Origin of the sequence: Luteimonas sp. WGS1318, assembly GCF_043187535.1 — a bacterium.
Taxonomy (GTDB): domain Bacteria; phylum Pseudomonadota; class Gammaproteobacteria; order Xanthomonadales; family Xanthomonadaceae; genus Luteimonas.
This window is the reverse complement of sequence record NZ_CP171131.1, coordinates 1,470,470-1,493,646: the sequence shown is the minus strand read 5'-3', so window position 1 is coordinate 1,493,646 and position 23,177 is coordinate 1,470,470. Positions and strand designations below refer to the sequence as shown.

The window sequence follows — 23,177 nt, the reverse complement described above, 5'->3', positions numbered from 1 at the left end:
GTCTGTACCGGGGCGTATTGCACGGCGGTCAGAACAGCAGTTGCACCAGCTCGAGCTGGCCGTCTTCGATCAGATCCCAGAGCAGCGCCGCTACCAGCAGCATCGGCAACACCGTCGCCGCGCGCACCACGAGGATCGAATGCGCCACTTGGCGTGCGGACCGCCCCAGACGGCCCAGCGCGCGCGCGAGCCCGCCGAGACGCCCGACCCGTCCCGCGTGCGCGGCGACGTCGGGCGCGCGTTGCAACGCGACCGACAGCAGTCCAGCGAGTGCATCGGTGCGTCCCTCGTAATGCTTGGCCATGCCGAACGCGAACAGCAGCCAGTCGCGTGCCTGCGCCTGCGGCAACGCCATCACGTCGAGCGGGTCTTCCTCGAAATCGATGAAGCCCACGCGGCCAGCATCGTCGAGCGTGATGTTTCGCGGCACCAGCTGGCTGAAGTAGGCGCCACGCGCGTGCGCCTCGGCGATCGCGTCGATCACGCGCGTGGTGAGCACGTCGATCCGCACCGGATCACCTTGGGCATCGCGCAGACGCGCCGCGAGCGTGGTGCCCAGGTCACTCAGCAGCAGGGTCGAATCGCCCTCGCCCAGCACACGCGGCACGCGCACGCCGAGTGCGGCGAGCTCGGCGATCCGACGCGCCTCGATGCGTTTGGCGGCACCGCCGCCCGGATGCGGCGGTGGACGCAAGGCCTCGATGTCGAGGCGACGCACGACCGCATCGAGAAGTCCGAGCGTCAACCGGCGGCTGTCGCCGCGCGCATAGGCCTTGAGCCAGGCATCACGCCCGGACACCACGATCGATTCGACGCCCATGTGGCCTCCTGTGTCCGACGTACCGCAACGCCGCCCATGGCGCGCGCGCGGCGTGCCGTGACCGACAGGCTCAATAGCGCAGCAGCGCCGAACCCCAGGTGAAGCCGCCGCCGAAGGCCTCGAGCAGTACGAGTTGGCCGCGCTGCACGCGCCCCGACCGCACGGCTTCGTCGAGTGCCAGCGGCACCGAGCCCGACGAGGTGTTGCCGTGCTTGTCGACGGTCACCACGACGCGGTCCATCGGCATCTCCAGCCGCTTGGCCGTGGCTTCGATGATGCGCAGGTTGGCCTGGTGCGGAATCAGCCAGTCGATGTCGTGGCGATCCAGGCCGTTGGCCGTCAGCGTTTCCTCGACGACCGAATCGAGCGCCTTGACCGCGTACTTGAAGACGTCGCTGCCGGCCATGTTGATGCGCACGCCTGCGTTCTTCTCGCCTTCCTTGAAGCCGACCGACACGCCCACGGGGTTCCACAGCAGTTCCTTCTTCGCGCCGTCGGCGTGGAGATGGGTGCTGAGGATGCCGGTCTCGGCGTCCGCCTTGAGCACGACCGCGCCGGCACCGTCACCGAACAGCACGCAGGTGGTGCGCTCGGTCCAGTCGACCATGCGGGTCAGGGTTTCCGCGCCGACCACGAGCACGGTCTTCGCATCGCCGCACTTGATGAACTTGTCGGCGACCGACAACGCGAACAGGAAACCCGAGCACGCGGCATTGACGTCGAACGCGCCGCAGCCGTTGGCGCCGAGCCGGGCCTGCAGCAGACAGGCGGTCGACGGAAAGATGATGTCCGGCGTGGTCGTGCCGACGATGATCAGGTCGATTTCGGACGCGACAACGCCTGCCGCTTCCATGGCGCGGGTCGCGGCATGGAACGCCAGATCGCTCGTGGTCTCGCCCTCGGCGGCGATGTGCCGCTCGCGGATACCGGTGCGCGCCGCGATCCATTCGTCATTGGTGTCGACGATCTTCGACAGGTCGTCGTTGGTCAGCACCTTCTCGGGCAGATAACTGCCGGTGCCTGCAATGCGGGAATAGATGCGGTCGCTGGTCATCGTGGGGGCTGCCCTCGCCTGTGCGGATGCTGGAGGACGGCCACCGTGCCGACGGATCGGCCAGGTGCGTCACCGCAGCGGGCGCGCCGCCCGGATGATCGAACGTTCCGCCGCATGACGCGGCGGAACGGGACGCAGGATCAGTCTTCTTCGACGACCCGCGTCTTCGGCTGGATCACCTGCTTGCCGCGGTAGTAGCCGTCGGCGGTGATGTGGTGACGGATATGCGTCTCGCCCGTCGTCGGGTCGGTCGACAGCAGCTTGGCGTCGAGCTTGTCGTGCGCGCGGCGCATGCCACGACGGGACGGGGTGACGCGGGATTTCTGCACAGCCATGGGAATTGCTCCAGCAAGGTCTAGTTGTTTCGGTCTTTCTTCAAACCCGCCAACGCCGCGAACGGGTTGGCGCGAGATTCTTCTTCCATCGATACCGGCCAGTCACGCTCGACCGATTCGGAGCCGGGCGCCACCGGGATCACCGGAACCGCCAGGATCAGCTCGTCCTCGACCATCGTGGCCGGAGCGAGCATGCCGTCCTCGGGCACCAGCAACGCCTCGTACTCGTCCAGCAACCCGGCCTCGTCCGCCTCGTCGCGGATCAGGCCCAGTCGCTGCACGACCTGCACCGGCAGCACGAACCGGCGCAGGGTCCGCTGACAGATCAGCGGCAGTTCCGCCTCGATGCGCAGCTCGGCGAACGCCGTCTGCAACGCATCGTGGCCGAACTCGATCGAGCACACGGCTTCCACACTGTCGGTGTCGGCAAGCGCGTCGGACAGACGCGGCATCGAGGACAACGCCAGCCGCCCTTGCAGGCGGCTTCGGGTCGCGACCATGCGCCACGCATCGACAATCTCGGGCATCTGGGCGGACATAAGCCGCTGAATGTTAAAGATGCCCGGCGGCACTGTCAACGGCGGGGATGCTCGCGTGGCGAAGCGCCGGACTGCGTTTGCCGCCGCCCCGCCCGGGCGGGCAGACTGCCCAGCCGATCCGTCGATGCCCGCACGTGCCCACGATCCCCAGCCTGCTGCTGTCCGCCGTCCTCGCCGCCGCCATTGTAGGCCTCTGGCAGTGGCATCGCGCGCGCCGGCGCCGGCAGGCCTACGCCCGTGTGCTGGATGCCGCGGATGCGTTCGAGGCGCGGCTGCGTCTGGCCCGGAGGCAGATCGACAGCCTGGACCAGGGCGGCGCCGACCCGGTCCGCGATGCGCTGCAGGAAATGCTCCGCCAGCGCCTGTGGCTGCAGCAGCACGGCGCCGGGGCCAACGTGGCGACGCTGGACACGCTGCGCGACTCGATCGTCGCCGCACAGGCGAAGATCGACCGCCACCTGGCACAGCTCGCCGAAGCGCGGGCCGCGGCCGGAATCTGACCATGCCTGCGCCCCTGATCCTCGGCTCCACTTCACCCTATCGACGCGATCTGCTGATGCGTCTGCGCCTGCCGTTCACGTGCACGCGTCCGGATGTCGACGAGCAGCCGCAGGATGGCGAGACGCCTGATCATCTCGCGCACCGCCTGGCCTGCGCCAAGGCCGAAGCGGTCGCCGCCCTCGCGCCCGGCAGCTGGGTCATCGGATCCGACCAGGTGGCCGCACTCGACGGACAGCCGCTCGGAAAGCCCGGCGACCGCGACCACGCCGTGCGCCAGCTCACCGCGATGTCGGGTCGCCGCGTGCGCTTCCATACCGCCGTCGCGCTGGCCTGCACCGGGCACCCCACCCGCGTCGCCGAAGACCGCACCGACGTGGTGTTCCGGACGCTGACCGCAGACGAAATCGCGCGGTACGTGGAGGCTGAGCAGCCCTTCGACTGCGCCGGCAGTTTCAAATGCGAGGGGCTGGGCATCGCCCTGTTCGACGCGATCGAATGCACTGATCCGACCGCACTGGTCGGCCTTCCGCTGATCGCCACCGCGCGCCTGCTGCGCGAGGCGGGTTATCCGGTGCCGTGACGGTCAGTCGGTGCCGACGGGCGCCGCGATGCGCAGCGGCTGTTCCGCCCAGTCCTCGACCGAGCCGTCGCGACCCGTGATCCGAAGGCCCAGCCAGTAGAGCCCGGGCGCGCGATCGCTCACATCGACGCGGGCCGTGAAGCCGACATCCGGCAGCGAAGGATCACGCGCGCGGTTCTGCAGAAAGCCCGCGACCCAGCCGTTGGGCTGGCCGTAATCCGCCTCGGCCACCGGCGCACCATCGAGGGTCACCGTGATCGAGGCGATGCCGCTGACATCCTTGACCGCCCAGCCCGCGACCTCGAAGACGCCCTGCACGCGTGCGTCCGGCACTGGCGCATCGATATGCGCCACCGACGGCGTGACGCAATCACCCGCGGGCGCATCGCGCTCGATGGGCGACAGCACGAATCGCTGGGCCCCACGATCCGCATTGACCACCCGCGTCACCGGCAGGCTGCCGAAGCGTCCGCATACCGTCTGGTAGCGATCGAGCAGCGCACTGAACTTCACGTCGTTGGCGCCGACGACGACGAGCGCCGGCCGCCCGTCCAGCGCCTCGCGCCCATCGAGTTGCAGGCCCCACAGCGCGAGCTGCGGCGCACGCCCGTGATGGCGGTTGAGCGGATGGTCGAGCACGCGGATCCGCGGATCACCGAGCGCGAAGCCCAGTTCGGCGCCGATCTTGAAGTTGTCGGCCACCAGCACGGTGTCGGCCGGCATGCCATCGAGTTCCTCGCGCACGGCCGCGGCGAGTTCATCCCAGCCCGCGAAATTCGACGGATACCATTTGGACGCCGCCGCGCGTTCGCGCACCTGCGGCGTCGACACCGCGGCGTAATACACGTTCACCGCGAGGAAGCCGACCACGAGCAGCGTCCAGGTCAATACGCGCAGGCCGCGCGGCCAGCCCAGCAGCACGAATCCGGCCAGCGGCAGCAGGGCCAGATAACCGGGCAGCGGCCAATGGAAACTCACGCGCTCGGTATCGGCGACGAATCCGAGCACGAAGAACCCCGCGACGAGCAGCGCGCCGCACAGCGCCAGAAACCGCGCCGCATCGTCGGGCATGCGCCGGCTGCGCCACGCCGCCAGCAGCAATGCCGCGAACAGCAGCGGCGTGACCACGACCGCCTGGATCAGCACGAAGCGCCAGCCTTCGGCGTGCAGCGCCCAGGGATGACGGTCCACCATCTGGAAGCGCAAACCGGCCTCGGCGTTGTCGACGTTCCAGGCGAGCAACGGAATCCAGGCGGCGGCGCCCGCTGCGATCGCAATCCACACGCGCGGGTCGCGCAGCGCCGTGCGACCGCTGGACAGGCACAGCAGCGCGACGATGCCGACCCCGATGACGGCGATGAAGCGGTAATGGCTCAGCGCACCGAGCGTCAGGCCGATCGCGAGCAGCGCCGCCCCGCCATGCGTGACGCCGCGCATCAGTCGCACGCCGGCGTCCACACACAGCACCGTCGCCAACGCAAGGATCGCATCGGGCAGCGCCATCACACCGAGCGAGCCGAGCAACGGCAGCAACAGCGCGAGACACCCCGAATACCAGCCCGCATCGGGCCCGAATTCGCGGCGGGTCAGCCACACGATCCACCACGGCACCAACGCCGAGATCGTGATGAAGGGCAACCGCACGCCCAGCAGGCTGTCGCCGAAGAGCTCGGTGCCGAGACGGATCAGCCACGCGGTCAGGCCGGGAAGATCCGAGTACGCCCACGCCGGATGCTGGCCTTCGAGCCAGTAGAACGCCTCGTCGACGAACAGCGGAAGGCGGGATGCGATCACCAGCTTCAACACGACGGTCGCCAGCCACAGCACGACGAACACCGTGCGCATTTCCATCCGCCGCATTGAACCCGACCTCGCTACACTCCAGGGAGAACGCCGCAGGGAGACAATGCATGTCCGATCCGTCCACGACGCCCGTCATGCTAACCGACCGGCACCGGGAGGCCCTGTCGTCGGCCCAGGCGCAGGTCAACCGCGTCGTGCTCGGCAAGCAGACCGCGGTGGCGATGAGCTTCGTGGCCTTGCTCGCCGATGGACACATCCTGATCGAGGACCTGCCGGGTCTCGGCAAGACCACGCTGGCCCACGCGATCGCGGCGACCGTCGGTCTCGATTTCCAGCGCGTGCAGTTCACCTCGGATCTGCTGCCGTCGGATGTCGTCGGCGTCTCGGTTTACGACGGCGGTGCACGCCGCTTCGAATTCCACGGCGGTCCGGTGTTCACCAACGTGCTGCTGGCCGACGAGATCAACCGCGCGCCGCCGCGCACGCAGAGCGCGCTGCTCGAGGCGATGGCCGAGCACCAGGTCACCGTCGACGGCGTGACCCATGCCCTGCCCGATCCGTTCTTCGTGATCGCCACCCAGAATCCGGTGGACCTGTCGGGCACCTATCCGCTGCCCGACTCCCAGCTCGACCGGTTCCTGCTGCGGCTCAATCTCGGTTATCCCGATCGTGACGCCGAGCGGGCGCTGCTGGCCGGCGAGGAACGTCGCGCACTGATCGCCGGGATGATGCCGCTGATCGGCGCCGACGAGCTGCTCCATCTGCGGCGCGCCGTGCTCGCCGTGCATGCCAGCCCGGCGCTGATCGACTACGTGCAGGCGCTGCTCACGCGCAGCCGTCAGCACCCCGGCGTCCGCGTCGGCCTGTCGCCGCGCGCCGGCCTCGCGCTGTTGCGCGCGGCACGGGCACTTGCGCTGCTGCAGGGCCGTGACCATGCGCTGCCCGACGACGTGCAGACGCTGTTCCCGCTGATCGCCTCGCACCGGCTCGTCGCCGACAGCGACGCCGCCGCGGCCGGCAGTGCGATCGCCGACGCGATCCTGCAGGCCGTTCCGGTCGACTGACGCGGGCGCGGCTCGATGTCCCTGTCCGCCGGCCTGCGCCGCCGCGTCGAATCCTGGGCGCGCCCACGTGCACCGGAGTCCTTGCCGGTGCGCCTCGACCGGAGCCGCATCTACATCCTGCCCACGGCGTTCGGCTGGTTCCTCGTGGCGCTGCTGGCGACCATGGCGGTGGGCGCACTGAACTACAACAACAACCCGGCCCTGCTGCTGTGCCTGCTGCTGATCGGCGCCGCGTTGGCCAGCCTGCTGTGGACCCAGCTGCAGCTGAGCGGGCTCGAGGTGCACGCGGTCCACGGCGAACCGGTGGCTGCGGGCCATGCGATGACCGTGCGTCTCCACGCGGGTGCGCCGGCGGGTCGCGAACGCCGCGGCCTGCGCGTCGAGGGCGACGCCGCGGAGTCGATGCTGTCGCTGGACATGGCCGCCGGCGAGGCCATGCTGCTGCTGGAGACACGGCAGCGCGGCTGGCGTGCGCTACCCCGGCTGCGCATCTCGACGTCCCGTCCGTTCGGACTGGCCCGGGCCTGGTCGTGGATCTGGCCCGAGACGCCGGTGCTGGTCTATCCGGCGCCCGAAGCATCCGGACCACCGCTTCCGCTCGGCGGCGGCGATACCGCGCAGGCCCGCCTGCACGCCGCCGGCGACGATCTCCACCATCTGCGTGACTGGCGCCAGGGCGACTCGCGCCGCGCGATCGCCTGGAAGCCGTCGGCGCGCCGCGATGCCCTGATCGTGCGCGAGCTCGAGCGGCCGCAGGGCACCGATGTCGTCCTCGACTGGCCGCAGACCGCCGGCCTCGCCTACGAGGACCGCATCCGCCGCCTGGCGCGCTGGGTGGACGAGGCCGAACGCGACGGCGTGCGCTACCGGTTGCAGGTGCCGGGCCATCCGCCGCTCGGCCCGGACGCCGGCCCGGCCCACCGGCATGCGTGCCTGCGCGCGCTCGCGCTGATGCCGGACGCACGATGAGCAAGCCCTCGCCGCGCCCCCTGGATGCCGCCAGCCGACGTCGCGTACTGCTGGCAGCCGCGGCCTGCCTGCTGCCGCTTCTGCTGCAGTTGCCGGGAGCGAGCGCCGTCGCGATCGCGGTGATCGGCGCGGCCGTGTCCTGGCTCGCCGCACGCGGCGCGGTGGCCGGCTGGCTGCGCGGCCTGCTGGCGGTCGCGTTGCTCGGCCTGGTGCTGGTGCAGAGCGGCTTCTCGATCGGCCGCGACACCGGCTGCGCACTGCTGGCCGCGATGCTCGCAATCAAACCGTCCGAACTGCGCACGCTGCGCGACGCGCGCAGCCTGCTGGGTTTCGCCCTGTTCGCGCCGTTCGCGACCTTCCTGCTCGACCAGGGCCCGCTGTCGCTGCTGCTCGGCCTCGTGGCCACCGTGCTGGTGCTGATGGCGCTGCTGCGCCTGTCGGAGCAGGAATCCGGCCTCGCCTCCGCATCCGGCGGCGACGGCCAGCGCCTGCGGATCGTGGTGCGCCTGGTGGCCATCGGCCTGCCGCTCGCCCTCGCCGCCTTCTGGCTGTTCCCGCGTCTGGCGACGCCGCTGTGGGGCGTGCCGGAGCTGTCCGTTGCGCGGCCCGGGCTGTCGGACGAAATGTCACCGGGCCAGTGGCTGGACCTGATCGTCGATGACTCGCCGGCGCTGCGCGCGACCTTCCGCGGCGCCGAGCCGGCGACGCGCGACATGTACTGGCGCGGCCCCACCCTCACCGACTACGACGGCCGTACCTGGACCGCCTCGCCGTGGCTGCGGCATCTGCCGCCGGCCGAGGTCGAGCACGGCGCGCCGGTCTGGGACTACGAGATCACCCTCGAGCCGACTGAGCGCAACCTGCTGGTCGCGCTCGAAATGCCGCTCGCGCTGCCCGACGGCATGGACGCGTCACACACCTGGACGCTGACCAGCCCGCGACGCCTCGACCGCGTGACCCGCTGGCAATTGCGCTCGTCGCCGCAGGTGCGGTTCGAAGCCGACCTGCCCGAGACACTGCGCGCCCAGGCGCTGCGCCTGCCGGACGGGTTCAACCCGCGCACGCGCGAACTGGCGCGGCAGTGGCGGTCGGAGACGGCGGACGACGGCGCGCTCGTGGACCGCGGCCTCGCCTGGATCCGCAGCGAGTTCGCCTACACGCTGGACACGCCCTTGCCGGGCCGCAACGCGGTCGACGAATTCCTGTTCGAGCAGAAGGCCGGCTTCTGCGAGCACTTCAGTTCCGCGTTCGCGGTCCTGATGCGCGAGGCCGGCATTCCCGCGCGCGTGGTCACCGGCTATGTCGGCGGCTATCGCAATGCCTATGGCGATTACTGGATCGTGCGGCGGATGGACGCGCACGCCTGGGTCGAGGTCTGGCTGGGCGATCGCGGCTGGGTGCGGGTCGATCCCACTGCAGCGGTCGCACCCGAACGCATCTACGACACGATCGAGGACCGCCTGGGCGCGGGCGGCGCAGCGGGAGGCGCGCTCGCGCCGCTGCTCGACATCGGCGACTGGGCGCGGCGCGGCTGGAACGATCTGGTGCTGGGCTTCGATGCCGGCAGTCAGCAACTGATGCTGCAGCGGATCGGCTTCGAACACGTCGATACGGCCACGCTCGCGCTGCTGTTCGCGCTGGTCGCCGCAGTGGCGCTGGGCTGGATGTTGTGGCTGGTCGCGCGCAGCGAACGCGAGCGCGATCCGCTGCTGCGCGCCTGGCATGCCCTGGGCCGGCGCTATGCGCGTCTCGGCCTGGCCCGCGAGCCCCACGAGGCGCCACTGGCCTGGGCCGCGCGCGTCGCCGCCGCCCGCAACGGTGCGTCCGAGCTCGTCGCCCTCACCCGTCGTTTCGTGGCCGCCCGCTACGCTCGCAGCGTGTCCGATCCCGTGCTGCCGCGCGACCTGCGCGCCCACCGCCCCGATGCCGAGGCCTCCGACCGATGAACCGTATCCGCCTGCTGCCCGTCGCCGCGCTCGCCCTGCTGCTGGGCGCCTGCGCATCGCAGCCCAAGCCGCTGCAGGGCGGCTACGTCGAACACCCCACACCACACGCTGCCGTCCAGGGCGACTACACCGGCACCGCCGTGCGCTGGGGCGGACGCATCGTCCAAGTCGAACCGCGCCCGGACGCGACGTGCTTCGAGATGATCGCCACCCGGCTCACCGCACACGGCCGGCCGTACTGGGCCGCCGACGACACCAACGGCCGCTTCATCGCCTGCCGCACCGGCTTCTACGATCCGGCGGTGTTCGAGCGCAACCGCGAGGTCACGTTCACCGGCCGGATTGCCGGCTATGACACGCGTCGCATCGGCGAATACGACTACCGCTTCCCGCGTCTCGACGCCGAGGTGGTCTATCTGTGGCCCGTTCGCGAGCGCGTCGATGTGGTGACCCGCCCGGCGCCATGGCCGTGGTGGGGCTACTGGTAAGCCCGCGACGCGGTCGTCGATTCGCGTCAGACCCGTGCAGGCTGCGCTGGCGCGCAACGGCGGGTTGCGGGCGAGCGCCATCGCGCGCGAGCGCGCTCCTCCATGCCGGCTTACGCCTGCGGCGTACCGAACCGTCCGAGCGGCGCGCCGGCGAGCAGGTGCAGATGGATCTGGAACACCGTCTGGCCGCCATGTCCGTTGCAGTTCATGACGATGCGGTAGCCGTCGTCGGCGAAGCCCTGCGCCTTGGCATAGCGCGCCGCCGCGGCCGCCAGACGTCCCACGACGTCAGGCGCATCGGCCGGCACGTCGTTGAGCGTCGCGTAGTCCTGCTTCGGCACGAAGAGCACATGCACCGGCGCCTGCGGCGCGATGTCGCGGAACGCGATCAGGTGCTCGTCCTCGTAGACGATGTCGGCCGGGATCTCGCGCTGGATGATCTTGTGGAAGAGGGTCATGGGCAGGCCGGGATTCGGGATTCGGGATTCGGGATTCGGGAAAGCATAGAGGCAACGCGAAGACCTGGCTCTTCGCATCACCCATCACCCGTCGCGAATCACCGCGTTCAGACCACTTCGTTGCGGCTGCCGAATGCATGCGACAGCGTGCCGCGGTCCACGTATTCCAGCTCGCCGCCGAGCGGCAGACCGTGCGCGGGACGGCTCGGGCGCACGCCGTTCTGACGGGCGATCTGCGCGAGGTAATGCGCAGTGGCTTCGCCTTCGACGGTCGGATTGGTCGCGATGATCAGCTCGCGCACCTCGCCTTCGGCCAGTCGCGCCGACAGCCTGTCGAGCCCGAGCTCGCGCGGACCGATGCCGTCGAGCGGACTCAGCCGGCCCTGCAGCACGAAATAGAAACCGCGATAGCCGGTGGCCTGCTCGATCGCCAGACGGTCGGCCGGTGATTCCACGACGCACAGCGTCTGCGCATCGCGCGCGGCGCTGGCGCAGGTGGGGCAGACAGGGGTTTCGCTGAAGTCGCGGCAACGCTCGCAGTGGCCGATCTTCTCGACCGCCTCGGCCAACGCCGTCGCCAGTCGCACACCGCCCTCGCGCCCGCGTTCGAGCACGTGATAGGCCATGCGCTGCGCGGATTTGTGCCCGACACCGGGCAGCACGCGCAGCGCATCGATCAACTGGTCAAGCAGGGCGGACATTGGGAGCCGTGATTCGTCATCGGTGATTGGTGATTCGACAAAGCAGCCAGTGTCGTGATCCGCTTCTTCGAATCACGAATTACAAATCACCAATTCCGGCCCTTCAGAACGGCAGCTTCATGCCCGGCGGCAGCGGCATGCCCGCCGTCGCGCCGGCCATGCGCGTCTTCGACTCCTCGTCGATCTTGTTCGAGGCATCGTTGAATGCGGCCGCGACCAGATCCTCGGCCATTTCCGGGTCCGACAGCACGCTCGGATCGATGCGCACCTTGCGGCACTCCTTGGCCCCGGTCAGGGTGACGCTGACCATGCCGCCGCCGGCGCTGCCGGTGACCTCGAGTGCGGCGATTTCCTGCTGCACGCGCTGCATGTTCTCCTGCATCTTCTGCGCCTGCTGCATCAGCTGGGCGATGTTTCCACGCATCAGTTGAGTCCTTGTTCGTCGTAGGGGCGGATGGAATCCGGCACGAGCTTCGCGCCCTGCTGCGACATCAGCCGCTGCACGTCCGGATCCGAAAGGAAATTCTGTTCGGCCGACGACTGCCGCGTCTCGCGCTCGCGCGCGTTGCGTTCGTGCAGCGTCGGCGCGGCGCTGGCAGGCGCGGCCTCGAAACGGATCTGCGGCGCGCGGCCCAACGTGGCGGCCAGTGCGTCGGCCAACTGGTGGACCATGATCGGCGCCTTGAGGTGCTCGTCCGATTCGGGCAGCGCCAGCCGCAGCACCTCGCCGTCGAAACCGACGAATGCGGCGCTGGCGGCCAGTTCGCGCACCGGCCCGCGCAAGGGCAGCTCGGCGACGAGATCGAGCCACTGGTCGGCATCCAGCAACCCGACGCTCCGAGACGCCGGTGCAGGCGACGCGACGGGCGCATCGCTGACGGCGGCAGGCGCGCGGCGCGGCATTTCGATGCCGCGCATGGGCGCCACCTCGGACGGCGTCACAGCCGGCGCGGGCGGTTGTTCCTCACGATCACGCTGTGTCGGCATCCGCGCCGGAACAGGGCCAGGCGTGGGCGCCGGCCCGTCCACCGCGACACGCTCGGGCGCCGTCGTCTGCACCGGCGCTGCGCCGAGCGCTGCGCGTGCGGCGGCCGGTCCGCCGGAACGCGTCTGCGCGGTGCCTTCGGCAGATGATGCCGCGCCAGCGGCCGCCGGCCGGAACGCCAGCATCCGCAACACCGTCATTTCAAAACCGGCGCGCGGGCTCGGCGCGAGCGCGAGATCCCGGCGGCCATTGAGCGCCATCTGGTACCACAGCTGCACGACCTCGGGCCGCGCGGCCGCCGCGAGCGCATCGACATCCAGACCGTCGGCCTCTATCGCGACCTCGGGCACCAGCTGGCGGACCTGGATGCGATGCAGCGCTTCGGCCAGCGCGTCGAGCACGCTCGACCAGTCCGGCGAGAACTCCGACAACGTCGCGACTTCGGCCATCAGCTGCGGCCCGTCGCCGGCGCCCAGCGCCGACAGCAGATTGCCCACGCGCGTGCGGTCGACACTGCCGAGCATCGTCGCGACCGCATCGTCGACCAGCGACCCACCCTCGCCGCCCGCGCCGGTGTAGGCGATGGCCTGGTCGAGCAGCGACAGCCCGTCGCGCAGGCTGCCGTCGGCCGCCTTCGACAACTGCCGGATCGCGCCGGCATCGGCGGCGATGCCTTCGGCTTCGAGGATCCGGGTCATCTGGCCCTGGATCTGGGCCTCGTCCAGCCGCTTGAGGTTGAACTGCAGGCAGCGCGACAGCACGGTCACCGGCAGCTTCTGCGGATCGGTCGTCGCCAGCAGGAACTTCACGTGCCCTGGCGGCTCTTCCAGCGTCTTGAGCAGCGCGTTGAACGCCGACTTCGACAGCATGTGCACTTCGTCGATCAGGTAGACCTTCACCCGGCCGCGCGAGGGCATGTACTGCGCGTTGTCGATCAGTTCGCGCACGTCGTCCACGCCGGTGTTGCTGGCGGCGTCGATCTCGAGCAGGTCGATGTAGCGGCCGGCGTCGATCGCCAGGCAGGTCTCGCACGCGCCGCAGGGATCGGACGAGGTGCCGGTCTCGCAGTTCAGGCTCTTGGCGAAGATGCGCGCGATCGTGGTCTTGCCCACGCCGCGCGTGCCGGTGAACAGGAACGCATGGTGGACGCGGCCGGTCTCAAGCGCATTGGTCAGCGCACGGACCACGTGCTCCTGCCCGACCAGTTCGGCAAACCGCTTCGGACGCCACTTGCGGGCGAGGACGAGATAGGACATCACTCTATTCTGCCACGCCCGTCGACGTTCCTTGTGACCCGCCGCGGCCCCGGCTAGAATGGCCGGCCCGCGGCGTGCCGTGGCGGCCGTGTGCCGGTTTCGACCGCATACGGGCAGTATCCGGAGAGGTGTCCGAGTGGTTGAAGGAGCACGCCTGGAAAGTGTGTAAGCGTCTAAACCGCGCTTCGGGGGTTCGAATCCCCCTCTCTCCGCCAGATCAAGCAGAACGCCCCGCAAGGGGCGTTCTGCGTTTTTCCGGAACGCGCATCCCGCTTGACCGTGTGTGCCGCCGACCGGGCATGAACACCCAGCCGCTGATCTCTCGCGCCTTCGCGTCCTGCTGCGTGCCGAGGTTCGCGTGCGAAACGCGATGATCCTCACCGCACTCTCCGCCGTTCTCAGCGCAACCCGGCCCGCCTGCAGCGAGCGCCAGGGTCACAGGGCTTCGTTCCTGCGCCTGCGATGCCGCTGCGCAACGCCGCATGGCCGGCAACTCTGACGCAATCACCGCACGCGCAACGCGGATGCTCACGTGACGCAGCCGGCCGCGCTGTTGGGATCACGGCTCCCCCGAGCGAAGGATTTCAGATGAAGGCGTTGACCTACCATGGCACCCGCGACGTGCGGGTCGAAACCGTGCCCGATCCCGTGCTGCACGATGCCGACGACATCCTGTTGCGGGTCACCGCGACCGCGATCTGCGGCTCGGACCTGCATCTGTATCGCGGCAAGATTCCCGAACTGCACGATGGCGACATCCTCGGGCATGAATTCATGGGCGTGGTCGAGGAGATCGGCCCCGACGTGACCAACGTGCGCGTCGGCAACCGGGTGGTGATCCCCTTCGTCATCGCCTGCGGCGACTGCTTCCATTGCCAGCTGTCGGAATTCTCGGCCTGCGAGACCACCAACACCGGCCAGGGCGCCTCGCTCAACCGCAAGGGCCTGCGTCCGCCGGCGGCCCTGTTCGGCTACAGCCATCTCTACGGCGGCATCGCCGGTGGACAGGCGGAATTCGTGCGCGTGCCCAAGGCCAACGTCGGCCCGCTGGTAGTGCCGGACGGACTTGCGGACGACCAGGTGCTGTTTCTCTCCGACATCCTGCCCACCGGCTACCAGGCGGTGCTCGACGCGAAGGTGACCGAAGGCTCGACGGTCGCGATCTTCGGCGCAGGCCCTGTCGGCCTGATGGCGGCCGCGTGCTGCCGCATGATCGGCGCCGAGCGGATCTTCATGATCGATCGCTACCAGTACCGGCTCGATTTCGCCCAGGCGACCTACGGCGTGATCCCGATCAATTTCGAGGAGATCGACGATCCGGCCGAGTTCATCGTGTCGCAGACCAAGGGCCGCGGCGTGGACGCCTCGATCGATGCCGTCGGCTTCGAGGCCAAGGGCAGCAAGGCCGATACGCTGATGACCGGCCTGAAGCTCGAGACCAGCAGCGGCGCGGCGATCCGCCAGTGCATCGCGGCGACGCGGCGTGCGGGCACCGTGAGCATCCCGGGCGTGTACTCGGGTTTCATCCACGCCTTCATGCTCGGCGACGCCTTCGACAAAGCGCTGACGTTCAAGATGGGACAGACCGACGTGCAGCGGTACATGCCGGAGCTGCTGACGCGCATCGGCGAAGGCGATCTTCGCCCCGAGGTGATCATTTCCCACCGCATGAATCTCGCCGACGCAGCCAAGGGCTACGCGATCTTCGACGAGAAAGACGAGGCGGATGCCTGCCGCAAGGTCGTGCTGACGCCCTGATCAGCGTGAGGGCCATCGCCCGACATGGCGATGGCCCCGCCGACTGACCTCGGCACCCGCGTCGATCGATACCGTTGCTGCCTTCCGGCCCTGGCGGGATTTTCAATCTAGCGTCGCGAGGGGCCGACGGGGCCACCATGGAAACGTACGATCCGGGCCTTGCACCCGACCCGCATCGAAGCGGGACGCGGAGTCTAGCAGGACCGCGACGGCGCGCCTATCGGTGCGCCGCGCTCACGGCGCACCGACGCGCTCGACCTCGGGCCGACCGCCGGTCTGGCTGAACCGGAACGCGTAGGACAGGCGCATGGCCGTGGGCGTCTCGACCGCGCCTTCGGCCATGCAGGCATCGTCGCCGGCATATCCGGCCGGCGCCTCGCAGATCATCGCGGGCGCATAGCGCCAGCCGAGCACCGCCGTGCGGGCGGCGTCGAAGAACGCAGCCGCATCGACTGAAGATGACGGCGCGCAGTCGCCATCGTGCCGCGGTGCGACCGCCGTCACCGTGCCCGCCGCATCGATCACCGTGTCCAGGCACACCACCAGCGGCGGCAGGCGCCGCGCGAGTTCCGCATCGGGATAGATCGGCAGCGCCGCGTCGGTATCGAGATTGGGATGCAGGAAGCGCCGGTTCGGCGCCAGCGTCATGCGCCGCGTATCGGTGGCCGGCGCGAGCAGCGTCGCGCCCACCGCGCCGTGCGCGGGCGGATCGGGCGCCTCGACCACACCGGGCAACGATGCACAGCCTGCCAGGATCACCAGGCTTCCGGCCACGACGCAGCGGATCATTCCGCCACGGCCTCCGGCACCATCGCGAGCGCATCGGGCTCGCGCCCCGTGGCCCAGTGCCCGATCACGCGCCAGTCGCGCGTATCGAGCACGGCGATGCGGTCCGCACCACTGATCGCGACGTAGGCACGCTCGGCTCCGGGGTCGACGACCGCGCCGATCGGCAATGCACCGCGGCCCAGCAGCGTGTCCTGCAGTTCGGCCTCGGGCGGCGTCAACGGCACGGTCGCCACCGTCGCGCGCGTGGCCACGTCGAACACCGACAGCGTGGCCGCGGTCGCATTGGTCACCAGCGCCTGCTGACCGCCGGGCGCGAAGACCACACGGATCGGGAAGCCCGCGCTCGGCAGCGTTGCAATGATGTCCAGCGAGTCGGGATCGTGGACGGTCACGCTGTCGTCGGCGCGGTTGGTCACCCAGACACGGCCATCGGGCGCGACCGCGATGCCCTCGGCGCCCGCACCGGCGGGCCGTTCGGCGGTGACCTGCATCGTCGCCACGTCCACGCGCACCACCGTGCCCGCGCGGATCTTGCTGACATAGGCCGCCGCGCCGTCCGGCGCGATCGCGACCATGTGGCCCACGCCCTCCCCCACGTCGGCGACGCCGGTCACCTCGCCGCGTTGCACATTCACGCGCAGCAGACTGCCGCTGGCCTCCGTCGTCACCAGCGCATCGCCATCGGCGAGCAACTGCAGGCCATGTGGACGGCCGTGCGAACCGAGATCGATCGTGCGCGTGGCGCCATCGACGAGATCGATGACGGTCAGCGCGTGGTGGGCCTCGCGGTGGCCGTAGGTGGTCACGATCGCGGTACGCCCATCGGCGGACACTGCGATCTCGTGCGGCGCAGGCCCCGTGGCGTACTCGGCGACACGCTGCCCCGTGGCGGTATCGAGGGCCCAGACGGTGTCGGCCGACTTGTTGCCCACCAGCAAGCGTGGCTGCGCCTGCGCGCCGAACGCGAGCGCGACGAGCAGCGCGCACAGCGCCAGCCGGGTCATGCCGCACCCCCACCGGGCGCGCGCTCGGGATGCAGCCAGCCGGCGTCGCCATCGGCATAGCGCTCGTGTTTCCAGATCGGCACGCGGTCCTTGATCGTGTCGATGATGTAGCGGCAGGCATCGAAGGCGGCGCCGCGGTGCGCCGCACTCACGCCGACCCACACCGCCATCTCGCCGATCGACAGATCGCCGATGCGATGCACGCAGACGGCGGCGCACAGGTCGAACCGCGCGCGCGCCTCGGCCAGCACCTGCTCGCCCTCGCGTTCGGCCAGCGCGACATAGGATTCGTAGCGCAGGCCAAGCACCGGGCGCCCCTCGTTGTGATCGCGCACCCAGCCCTCGAAGCTCGCGAACGCGCCCGCGCGGTCGTCCTCGAGACGCCGGCGCAGCGGGACGAGGTCGAGCGGCGCATCGGCCAGCCAGAACATGCGGTCGTCCATCTCAGCCTCCGCTGACGGGTGGAATGAAGGCGATCTCGCTGCCGCCCCGCAGCGCATCGTCCCAGCGCGCGAATGCGCCGTCGACCGCCACGCGCAGGCGCTCGACCGGCAGCGCGAACCCGTGCAGCGCCTGCAGTTCGGCATACAGCGCGCGCAGGTCGGTGGCCGCGGTGTCGCGGGTCTCGCCGTCCGTGCCTGCGCGATCGCGCAGGCTGGCGAAATACAGCAGGCGGACTTCGGTCATCGCGTCGATTCCTGTTTCGTGGGTTTGCGCGTTCCGCGCCCGGGCGTCGCGACAGGGCCGACATCGCGCTTGCCGCCGCGCTTGCCGACCAGTTTCGCCGGCCCCAGCACGATCGCGTGCGACAGCGCCTTGCACATGTCGTAGACCGTCAGCGCGGCTACGGTCGCGCCGGTGAGCGCTTCCATCTCGACCCCGGTGCGGTGCGTGGTCTTGACCGTGCAGTCGATGCGCAGCTCGCGCTCGCCCTGCCAGTCGATCGCGATCGTGATGCCGTCGATCGGCAGCGGATGGCAGAACGGAATCAGTTCGTGCGTCCGCTTCACTGCCATCGTGCCGGCGATGATCGCGGTGTCGACGATGCCGCCCTTCGCGCTCTTCAGGCCATTGGCGTGCAGCTGCGCGGCGACATCCGCTGGAAAGCGCACGCGGCATTCGGCGCTGGCGACGCGCGCGGTCGTGGCCTTCGCGGACACGTCGACCATGGTCGGCCGGCCGGCGGCGTCGATGTGGGTCAGCGCTGCGGGCGCCTTGGAGTTCGTGCGGGCCATGCGGCTGCGTCGTGAAGGTGAGCCGGAGATGGTACCGGCCCCGGTGTCATGCGTCCCTTGATCCAAGGCCACGCGCCGGTCGCCGGCGCCCGTACAGTCCGAACCGCGCGACGAACGGCGCACATTGGCAACCCGGCTCGCGGCGATGAATGCGCACGTTCCAGGCGATGGCGTGGACTCGCAACGAGAGCGCCCGGCCCGGTCGCTCCGTTGTCCCGGCCACTGCTGAACGTCCCGGCGACGGACCGTCAAGAACCACGCGCGGCGAGGTCATGCATGCGACTGGCGATGGCCGCGCCGACGCGATGCGCCGATGCTCTGGGCGTGTTGACCGACCTCATCCCCCGACCAGGAACATCTCCACGTGCTTGCGCGGCGCGCGCACGCTGCCGCGCAGTTCGCTGTAGCGATCGGCGCGGCGCGACCACAGGTCGGCCAGCCGCGCCGAGAACGCGGCCTCGCCATCGCCGAGCCAACTGCGCATCGGCTGGCCGCTGCCGGAAAACAGGCAGGTGTAGAGGCTGCCGTCGGCGGAGACGCGGGCCCGCTGGCAGTCGCCGCAGAACGGGGCGGTGACCGAACTGATGAAGCCGATCTCGCCGGCGCCATCGATGAAGGCGTGCCGCTCGGCCACTTCGCCGCGGTAATTCGCATCCAGCGCGCGCAACGGCCAGCGGGCATCGATGCGTGCGTGCAGCTCGCGCGACGGCACGACGCGCGCGCGATCCCAGCCGTTGCAGGTGCCGACGTCCATGTACTCGATGAATCGCAGCACGTGCCCACTGCCGCGGAAATGCGAGGCCATGCGCTCGACTTCGTGGTCGTTGACCCCGCGCTGGACCACGCAGTTGAACTTGATTGCGGAAAACCCCGCCCGCTCGGCCGCGGCGATGCCGGCGAGCACGTCGTCGATCTCGCCGCGTCCACCCGACAGCATGCGGAACAGCGCGGGATCGAGCGCATCGAGGCTGATCGTCAAACGCTGCAATCCGGCATCGCGCAGCGCCTGCGCATGACGCGCCAGCAGTGACGCATTGGTGGTCATCGCCAGGTCGTCGATGCCCGGCACCTTCGCCAGGCGTTCGACCAGCGCGGGCAGGCCCTTGCGCAGCAGCGGTTCACCGCCGGTCAGACGCAGCTTGTGCATGCCCAGACGCGCGAACCCGCGCACCAGTGTCTCGATCTCGTCGAACGACAACCGCCCGGCCTGGTCGAAGCCGTAATCGTCGGGCACGCGATCGGCCGGCATGCAGTAGCCGCAGCGGAAATTGCAGGCCTCGATCACCGACAGGCGCAGGTCGTGCAGCGGACGTCCCAGACGATCGAGCGGTGCCTGCGACAGGTGGGGCAGCGCGCTCATGCGTGGTGAGTCTGCGCAGGGATCGGTGCACGCAATGCGAAGCACGCGCCGGGCCGTGCGATGCGATGACCACGCGCCTCCAGCGCAGCGCCGTCGGCCTCGGAAGCGTAGTGGTAGAGCACGCAGCGCGCGAGCAGCTCGCGCGGATACTCGCGTTCCAGATCGTCGATGCCGCTGTGCGAAGGATTGCCGTGCAGGCCGCAATCGTGGGCGACGAGTTCGTCCTGCGCTGCAAAGCGGGCCAGCATCTCGGGGATCGGCCGCGTGTCGCCACTGAAGGTCAGGCTGCCCGGCAGACGCAGGCCGTACGCCGTGTCGGGCCAATGGTGCCGGACCGGGAAGACCTCGAGCCGCTGGCCGTCGTGCCAGAACGCGTCGCCGACCGGAATCAGCTGGAACGCGTCCCAGAAATTCGCGCCGCCCTCGGCCAGCACGTTCGGGTAGTCGCCGACACGTGTATGCAGCAGCGGCACCACCGGCGCCGGCACGTAGACCGGCAGGCGGCCACGCCGCGCGGGGTCGAAGTAGCGGTCGACGAACAGCCGCTCGAAGCCGGCGACGTGGTCCAGATGCACGTGGGTGACGAACAGCGCGCGCGGCGCCTCGCCGTAATGATCGAGATAGGCGGTCAGGCCTTCGGCGCCGCAGTCGATCGTCAGCCACGGCGCGCCGCCCTGCTCGATCGTCGCCATCGGCGAGCCGAGCGCGACCGCCGATGCGTTGCCGACGCCCTGGAACCGCAGCGCCCAATCGTTGGCGACCGGCATCAGGTGCCCCGGCTCCACAGCGTGTCGTAGGACCGGCGCAGGCGGGCGAAATCCGCGGCCACGTCCGCCTCCGAGCGCGTGCCGCGCAGCTTCAGCAGCGAGCGCTCCAGCCGGGCCAGATTGCGGCTGCGCCAGCGCGTTTCGGGAATCCGGAGGGCGCCACGGTCGAGATCGATCAGCCAGCCCTTGCCGAGCGAATCGAACAGGATGTTGTGGGCATTGAGGTCGGCGTGGTCGAGGCCGGCGCGATGGAAGCGCGCGATCAGGCGGCCGGTCTGCTCCCATGGCGCATCGGCCGGCGACTCGGCGGCCAGGTCCGCCAGCGAACGCACGTCCGGCAGGCGCTCGACCAGGATCCAGGCGCGATAGCTGAGGCCCCGGCGCAGGTAACTCGCGGCGATCGGTTCGGGCACCGGCAGATCGCGGCGCAGCAGCTCGCGCAGCAGCCGGTATTCGACGAAGCTGCGCACGTGCTGGGTGCCCCGCCACAGGTGCAGGTCGCGGTTCACCCGCCCGACCAGTCCGCCGCGCAGGTACTGGCGCAGCACGCAGGGGCCGTGCGAGGCATCGATGAACCACGCACCGCCCCGCCCGCTGCCTTCCACCTGCTGCGCGCGATTGCCCCACAACGCCGGGTCGAACCAGCGCGGATCGGCTTGCCGCAGCTGCGTGCCGTCGAACAGAATGGCACCGTAGTCACCCGCGCGACCGGCGGCCGGAATCGGCGTCAGGCTCTCGCTGGGGTCGAATCTGTTCATCCAGCGAGTCTACCAAGCCTTGACGCCCGTCCCGCCCGGTTCCGCCGCGTCCGCGCCTGCTTTCAGGCCCCGTTCGATCTGCCTGCTGCGGCTGTCGGCACTCGGCGACGTGACCCATGTGCTGCCGCTGATCGCCACGCTGCGGCGCGCCTGGCCCGAGGTCGCGCTGACCTGGCTGATCGGCAAGGGCGAGGCGCGGCTGCTCGACGGCCTGCCCGACGTCGATCTGGTGGTCTACGACAAGGCGAGCGGCCTGGCCGGCATGCGTGAAGCGCGCCGCGTGCTGCAGTCCCGGCTGGGCGAGGCGCGCCGGTTCGACGCGCTGCTGCAGATGCAGGTGGCCGCGCGCGCCAACCTGCTGTCGGGCTTCGTGCCCGCGCGGCGCCGGATCGGCTACGACCGCGCGCGCTCGAAGGACTTGCACGGCCTGTTCGTCAACGAACGCATTCCCGACCGCCCCGGCATCCACGTGCTCGATGCGATCGGCAGTTTCTGCGAGCCATTGGGCCTGCGCCAGGATCAAGTCACCTGGGCGATGCCCGTGCCGGACGAGGCGCACGCCTGGGCACGCGCGCAGTGGGGCGACGACGGCCGGCCGGTGCTGATGATCTCGCCCTGCTCCAGCCATGTGCGCCGCAACTGGTCGGCCGACCGGTACGCCGCCGTGGCCGACCATGCCGCGAACGCCGGCTGGCGCATCGTGCTGTGCGGCGGGCGCAGCGCGCTGGAGCGCGAGACCACCGATGCGATCCTCGCTGCAATGGCCGCACCGGCCCTCGATCTGGTCGGCAAGGACACGCTCAAGCAGTTGCCCGCGCTGCTCGCCCGCGCGCAGTTGCTGGTCACCCCGGACTCGGGCCCGATGCACATCGCCAATGCGATGGGCACCAAGGTGCTCGGCCTGCACGCCGCCAGCAATCCGGAGCGCAGCGGCCCGTATTCCGATCGGCGCTTCTGCGTGGACCGCTACGACGATGCCGCGCGCCGCTTCCTCGGCAAGCCGGCTGCGGCGCTGAAATGGGGCACCAAGATCGAGTTCGACGAGGTCATGTCGCTGGTGACCGTCGACGATGCGATCGCCGCGTTCGAACGTCGGCGCGCCGATCTCGGGCAGACCGCGTGACCCCGTTCGCCGCCGGCGTCGTCGCATCGCTGGTCGGCGCGATCGTCGGTGCGCTGGTCGGCGGCGCGGTGAGCTGGCTGCTCAACCGCCAGCTGCACACCCAGCAGCTCGAACGCCTGCGCACGCAGTACAAGACCGAGTTCGCCGCCGAGGAGACCGCGCGGCATTTCCTCGGCCACAAGGGCTATACCGACCGCTCGTTCGACGTGCTGCGCAAGCATCTGGGCGGCTTCGACGACGACGAGCTGCGCCGGATCCTGGTGCGTGCGGGCGCCGTGCGGACGTTCCGCGACGACGGCAGCGAATGGTGGCGTCTACTCAGCCGGATGGACGAGTACATCGGGCACAAGACCGATGCCGCGCATCGCCCGTGACTCCGGCCGTCGCGCGCCTCAGGGCGCCGCCGCGCCGCCGCGGTAGTCCTCGTACGACTTCTCCTCGACGTAGGCCGAGCCCAGCGCCAGGTTGATCTCCTTCTTGATCCGCGCGCGCTCGTCGTTCTCGAAATACACGCTGCGCGCCAGGCGCACGAATTCGTCGTCGAAGGCCTGCGCTTTCTCCTTGAGACGGATGTCGTCCTCGATCACCCACAGCCGCTCGTTGACGGCCTTGAGCTCGGCGCGCAGGCGCACGATGTCGTGACCGGCGGCCGGATGCGCCATCCAGGTGGTCTCGAGCGCGGTGAGCTCGTGGCGGACGTTGGCGAGCTTGGCGTCGTCGCGGATCCGCTCGGACTTGATCTGCAGGATCGCGATCTTGTCGAGCAGCTCACCGAAGGACACGGGGGCGGAAATCTCGGACATGGGCAACCTGACGTGGACGAAGTGGCCGCACAGTGTAGCGGGCCGCTTGTCGGCCGCGCAGGCGGCCCGTATGATTGCGCC

General features: G+C 69.9%; 27 protein-coding genes, 1 tRNA gene and 1 other RNA gene. 10 read left to right on the top strand and 19 right to left on the bottom strand.

The features are described 5' to 3' along the window. Positions 1–28 precede the first annotated feature (28 nt). The 4 genes from ACF3M1_RS06875 to ACF3M1_RS06860 form a co-directional block, all read right to left on the bottom strand. A complete protein-coding gene (locus ACF3M1_RS06875; RefSeq protein WP_394004827.1) occupies positions 29–820 on the bottom strand; it encodes a serine/threonine protein phosphatase in 792 nt (263 codons plus the stop codon). Between the two features lie 70 nt (positions 821–890). Further along, positions 891–1,874, bottom strand: coding sequence for a beta-ketoacyl-ACP synthase III (locus tag ACF3M1_RS06870; RefSeq protein WP_394004826.1), 984 nt, complete (start codon positions 1,872–1,874; stop codon positions 891–893). Between the two features lie 140 nt (positions 1,875–2,014). Further along, entirely contained in the window at positions 2,015–2,209 is a 195-nt protein-coding gene (rpmF, locus tag ACF3M1_RS06865; RefSeq protein ID WP_096208849.1) for a 50S ribosomal protein L32, read from the bottom strand. Between the two features lie 20 nt (positions 2,210–2,229). Continuing rightward, complete coding sequence (locus ACF3M1_RS06860) at positions 2,230–2,748, bottom strand: YceD family protein (protein WP_394005209.1); 519 nt, start codon at positions 2,746–2,748, stop codon at positions 2,230–2,232. A 134-nt stretch (positions 2,749–2,882) separates the two neighbouring features. Between ACF3M1_RS06860 and ACF3M1_RS06855 the strand changes: the two genes are divergently transcribed. Then, positions 2,883–3,248 carry a hypothetical protein gene (locus tag ACF3M1_RS06855; protein WP_394004825.1) on the top strand — a complete coding sequence of 122 codons (366 nt, stop codon included), beginning with the start codon at positions 2,883–2,885 and terminating at the stop codon, positions 3,246–3,248. A gap of 2 nt (positions 3,249–3,250) precedes the next feature. Beyond that, a complete protein-coding gene (locus ACF3M1_RS06850) occupies positions 3,251–3,829 on the top strand; it encodes a Maf family protein (protein ID WP_394004824.1) in 579 nt (192 codons plus the stop codon). Between the two features lie 3 nt (positions 3,830–3,832). Here ACF3M1_RS06850 and ACF3M1_RS06845 read toward each other — a convergent pair whose 3' ends face one another. Continuing rightward, entirely contained in the window at positions 3,833–5,680 is a 1,848-nt protein-coding gene (locus ACF3M1_RS06845; RefSeq protein ID WP_394004823.1) for a glycosyltransferase family 39 protein, read from the bottom strand. Positions 5,681–5,739: 59 nt separating this feature from the next. On the opposite strand from ACF3M1_RS06845, the gene ACF3M1_RS06840 reads away from it, so the two are divergent. The 4 genes from ACF3M1_RS06840 to ACF3M1_RS06825 are packed head-to-tail and all read left to right on the top strand — an operon-like array spanning position 5,740 to position 10,099. Next, positions 5,740–6,696, top strand: coding sequence for an AAA family ATPase (locus tag ACF3M1_RS06840; RefSeq protein WP_394004822.1), 957 nt, complete (start codon positions 5,740–5,742; stop codon positions 6,694–6,696). A 15-nt stretch (positions 6,697–6,711) separates the two neighbouring features. Beyond that, positions 6,712–7,665 carry a DUF58 domain-containing protein gene (locus ACF3M1_RS06835; RefSeq protein ID WP_394004821.1) on the top strand — a complete coding sequence of 318 codons (954 nt, stop codon included), beginning with the start codon at positions 6,712–6,714 and terminating at the stop codon, positions 7,663–7,665. Continuing rightward, entirely contained in the window at positions 7,662–9,611 is a 1,950-nt protein-coding gene (locus ACF3M1_RS06830) for a transglutaminaseTgpA domain-containing protein (protein WP_394004820.1), read from the top strand. The genes ACF3M1_RS06835 and ACF3M1_RS06830 overlap by 4 nt, the downstream gene beginning before the upstream one ends. Then, positions 9,608–10,099, top strand: a complete 492-nt coding sequence (locus tag ACF3M1_RS06825; RefSeq protein WP_394004819.1) for a Slp family lipoprotein — start codon at positions 9,608–9,610, stop codon at positions 10,097–10,099. The genes ACF3M1_RS06830 and ACF3M1_RS06825 overlap by 4 nt, the downstream gene beginning before the upstream one ends. A gap of 110 nt (positions 10,100–10,209) precedes the next feature. On the opposite strand, the gene ACF3M1_RS06820 is transcribed toward ACF3M1_RS06825, so the two are convergent. The 4 genes from ACF3M1_RS06820 to dnaX all read right to left on the bottom strand — a co-directional run bounded on the left by ACF3M1_RS06820 (position 10,210) and on the right by dnaX (position 13,499). Then, positions 10,210–10,563, bottom strand: coding sequence for a histidine triad nucleotide-binding protein (locus tag ACF3M1_RS06820; RefSeq protein WP_394005208.1), 354 nt, complete (start codon positions 10,561–10,563; stop codon positions 10,210–10,212). Between the two features lie 101 nt (positions 10,564–10,664). Continuing rightward, the gene (gene recR / locus ACF3M1_RS06815; protein ID WP_394004818.1) at positions 10,665–11,258 is read right to left on the bottom strand and encodes a recombination mediator RecR; all 594 of its coding nucleotides are present in this window, start codon (positions 11,256–11,258) and stop codon (positions 10,665–10,667) included. 103 nt (positions 11,259–11,361) lie between these two features. Continuing rightward, positions 11,362–11,682 (bottom strand): YbaB/EbfC family nucleoid-associated protein, encoded by a 321-nt coding sequence (locus tag ACF3M1_RS06810; RefSeq protein WP_394004817.1) that lies wholly within the window; start codon positions 11,680–11,682, stop codon positions 11,362–11,364. Then, on the bottom strand, positions 11,682–13,499 hold the full coding sequence (gene dnaX, locus ACF3M1_RS06805) for a DNA polymerase III subunit gamma/tau (RefSeq protein ID WP_394004816.1): 1,818 nt from the start codon (positions 13,497–13,499) through the stop codon (positions 11,682–11,684). The genes ACF3M1_RS06810 and dnaX overlap by 1 nt, the downstream gene beginning before the upstream one ends. A 122-nt stretch (positions 13,500–13,621) precedes the next feature. On the opposite strand from dnaX, the gene ACF3M1_RS06800 reads away from it, so the two are divergent. Beyond that, positions 13,622–13,714: transfer RNA gene (locus tag ACF3M1_RS06800), tRNA-Ser, on the top strand. Positions 13,715–14,087: 373 nt separating this feature from the next. Continuing rightward, positions 14,088–15,257, top strand: coding sequence for a zinc-dependent alcohol dehydrogenase (locus ACF3M1_RS06795; RefSeq protein WP_394004815.1), 1,170 nt, complete (start codon positions 14,088–14,090; stop codon positions 15,255–15,257). Between the two features lie 33 nt (positions 15,258–15,290). On the opposite strand, the gene ffs is transcribed toward ACF3M1_RS06795, so the two are convergent. From ffs to ACF3M1_RS06750, 9 genes are all read right to left on the bottom strand, one after another. Continuing rightward, positions 15,291–15,387: signal recognition particle sRNA small type (gene ffs / locus ACF3M1_RS06790), an RNA gene on the bottom strand. A 104-nt stretch (positions 15,388–15,491) separates the two neighbouring features. Continuing rightward, positions 15,492–16,046 (bottom strand): hypothetical protein, encoded by a 555-nt coding sequence (locus ACF3M1_RS06785; protein WP_394004814.1) that lies wholly within the window; start codon positions 16,044–16,046, stop codon positions 15,492–15,494. Continuing rightward, complete coding sequence (locus tag ACF3M1_RS06780) at positions 16,043–17,050, bottom strand: gluconolaconase (RefSeq protein ID WP_394004813.1); 1,008 nt, start codon at positions 17,048–17,050, stop codon at positions 16,043–16,045. Before ACF3M1_RS06780 ends, ACF3M1_RS06785 begins: the two co-directional genes overlap by 4 nt. Further along, positions 17,047–17,481: a molybdenum cofactor biosynthesis protein MoaE gene (locus ACF3M1_RS06775; RefSeq protein ID WP_394005207.1), complete on the bottom strand. Its 435-nt coding sequence runs from the start codon at positions 17,479–17,481 to the stop codon at positions 17,047–17,049. The genes ACF3M1_RS06780 and ACF3M1_RS06775 overlap by 4 nt, the downstream gene beginning before the upstream one ends. 13 nt (positions 17,482–17,494) lie before the next feature. Continuing rightward, a complete protein-coding gene (locus ACF3M1_RS06770; protein WP_394004812.1) occupies positions 17,495–17,737 on the bottom strand; it encodes a MoaD/ThiS family protein in 243 nt (80 codons plus the stop codon). Then, positions 17,734–18,285 (bottom strand): cyclic pyranopterin monophosphate synthase MoaC, encoded by a 552-nt coding sequence (gene moaC, locus ACF3M1_RS06765; protein ID WP_394005206.1) that lies wholly within the window; start codon positions 18,283–18,285, stop codon positions 17,734–17,736. The genes ACF3M1_RS06770 and moaC overlap by 4 nt, the downstream gene beginning before the upstream one ends. Before the next feature lie 337 nt (positions 18,286–18,622). Continuing rightward, on the bottom strand, positions 18,623–19,645 hold the full coding sequence (gene moaA, locus ACF3M1_RS06760; protein ID WP_394004811.1) for a GTP 3',8-cyclase MoaA: 1,023 nt from the start codon (positions 19,643–19,645) through the stop codon (positions 18,623–18,625). Then, positions 19,642–20,412: an MBL fold metallo-hydrolase gene (locus ACF3M1_RS06755; protein ID WP_394004810.1), complete on the bottom strand. Its 771-nt coding sequence runs from the start codon at positions 20,410–20,412 to the stop codon at positions 19,642–19,644. Before ACF3M1_RS06755 ends, moaA begins: the two co-directional genes overlap by 4 nt. Further along, positions 20,412–21,170 carry a 3-deoxy-D-manno-octulosonic acid kinase gene (locus ACF3M1_RS06750; RefSeq protein WP_394004809.1) on the bottom strand — a complete coding sequence of 253 codons (759 nt, stop codon included), beginning with the start codon at positions 21,168–21,170 and terminating at the stop codon, positions 20,412–20,414. Before ACF3M1_RS06750 ends, ACF3M1_RS06755 begins: the two co-directional genes overlap by 1 nt. A 19-nt stretch (positions 21,171–21,189) precedes the next feature. On the opposite strand from ACF3M1_RS06750, the gene ACF3M1_RS06745 reads away from it, so the two are divergent. Together ACF3M1_RS06745 and ACF3M1_RS06740 are read left to right on the top strand one after the other, a co-directional pair. Next, positions 21,190–22,293, top strand: a complete 1,104-nt coding sequence (locus ACF3M1_RS06745; protein WP_394004808.1) for a glycosyltransferase family 9 protein — start codon at positions 21,190–21,192, stop codon at positions 22,291–22,293. Further along, complete coding sequence (locus ACF3M1_RS06740) at positions 22,290–22,667, top strand: hypothetical protein (RefSeq protein ID WP_394004807.1); 378 nt, start codon at positions 22,290–22,292, stop codon at positions 22,665–22,667. The genes ACF3M1_RS06745 and ACF3M1_RS06740 overlap by 4 nt, the downstream gene beginning before the upstream one ends. Before the next feature lie 18 nt (positions 22,668–22,685). Here the strand turns inward: ACF3M1_RS06740 and ACF3M1_RS06735 are convergent, their stop codons facing one another. Then, positions 22,686–23,096, bottom strand: a complete 411-nt coding sequence (locus ACF3M1_RS06735; RefSeq protein WP_394004806.1) for a DUF6165 family protein — start codon at positions 23,094–23,096, stop codon at positions 22,686–22,688. Between the last annotated feature and the right edge of the window lie 81 nt (positions 23,097–23,177).

Coding starts and splice junctions, on each gene's coding strand:
- ACF3M1_RS06875 (WP_394004827.1), bottom strand. CDS start 820: ATGGGCGTCGAATCGATCGTGGTGTCCGGGCGTGATGCCTGGCTCAAG.
- ACF3M1_RS06870 (WP_394004826.1), bottom strand. CDS start 1,874: ATGACCAGCGACCGCATCTATTCCCGCATTGCAGGCACCGGCAGTTAT.
- rpmF (WP_096208849.1), bottom strand. CDS start 2,209: ATGGCTGTGCAGAAATCCCGCGTCACCCCGTCCCGTCGTGGCATGCGC.
- ACF3M1_RS06860 (WP_394005209.1), bottom strand. CDS start 2,748: ATGTCCGCCCAGATGCCCGAGATTGTCGATGCGTGGCGCATGGTCGCG.
- ACF3M1_RS06850 (WP_394004824.1), top strand. CDS start 3,251: ATGCCTGCGCCCCTGATCCTCGGCTCCACTTCACCCTATCGACGCGAT.
- ACF3M1_RS06845 (WP_394004823.1), bottom strand. CDS start 5,680: ATGGAAATGCGCACGGTGTTCGTCGTGCTGTGGCTGGCGACCGTCGTG.
- ACF3M1_RS06840 (WP_394004822.1), top strand. CDS start 5,740: ATGTCCGATCCGTCCACGACGCCCGTCATGCTAACCGACCGGCACCGG.
- ACF3M1_RS06835 (WP_394004821.1), top strand. CDS start 6,712: ATGTCCCTGTCCGCCGGCCTGCGCCGCCGCGTCGAATCCTGGGCGCGC.
- ACF3M1_RS06830 (WP_394004820.1), top strand. CDS start 7,662: ATGAGCAAGCCCTCGCCGCGCCCCCTGGATGCCGCCAGCCGACGTCGC.
- ACF3M1_RS06825 (WP_394004819.1), top strand. CDS start 9,608: ATGAACCGTATCCGCCTGCTGCCCGTCGCCGCGCTCGCCCTGCTGCTG.
- recR (WP_394004818.1), bottom strand. CDS start 11,258: ATGTCCGCCCTGCTTGACCAGTTGATCGATGCGCTGCGCGTGCTGCCC.
- ACF3M1_RS06810 (WP_394004817.1), bottom strand. CDS start 11,682: ATGCGTGGAAACATCGCCCAGCTGATGCAGCAGGCGCAGAAGATGCAG.
- dnaX (WP_394004816.1), bottom strand. CDS start 13,499: ATGTCCTATCTCGTCCTCGCCCGCAAGTGGCGTCCGAAGCGGTTTGCC.
- ACF3M1_RS06795 (WP_394004815.1), top strand. CDS start 14,088: ATGAAGGCGTTGACCTACCATGGCACCCGCGACGTGCGGGTCGAAACC.
- ACF3M1_RS06785 (WP_394004814.1), bottom strand. CDS start 16,046: ATGATCCGCTGCGTCGTGGCCGGAAGCCTGGTGATCCTGGCAGGCTGT.
- ACF3M1_RS06780 (WP_394004813.1), bottom strand. CDS start 17,050: ATGACCCGGCTGGCGCTGTGCGCGCTGCTCGTCGCGCTCGCGTTCGGC.
- ACF3M1_RS06775 (WP_394005207.1), bottom strand. CDS start 17,481: ATGTTCTGGCTGGCCGATGCGCCGCTCGACCTCGTCCCGCTGCGCCGG.
- ACF3M1_RS06770 (WP_394004812.1), bottom strand. CDS start 17,737: ATGACCGAAGTCCGCCTGCTGTATTTCGCCAGCCTGCGCGATCGCGCA.
- moaC (WP_394005206.1), bottom strand. CDS start 18,285: ATGGCCCGCACGAACTCCAAGGCGCCCGCAGCGCTGACCCACATCGAC.
- moaA (WP_394004811.1), bottom strand. CDS start 19,645: ATGAGCGCGCTGCCCCACCTGTCGCAGGCACCGCTCGATCGTCTGGGA.
- ACF3M1_RS06755 (WP_394004810.1), bottom strand. CDS start 20,412: ATGCCGGTCGCCAACGATTGGGCGCTGCGGTTCCAGGGCGTCGGCAAC.
- ACF3M1_RS06750 (WP_394004809.1), bottom strand. CDS start 21,170: ATGAACAGATTCGACCCCAGCGAGAGCCTGACGCCGATTCCGGCCGCC.
- ACF3M1_RS06735 (WP_394004806.1), bottom strand. CDS start 23,096: ATGTCCGAGATTTCCGCCCCCGTGTCCTTCGGTGAGCTGCTCGACAAG.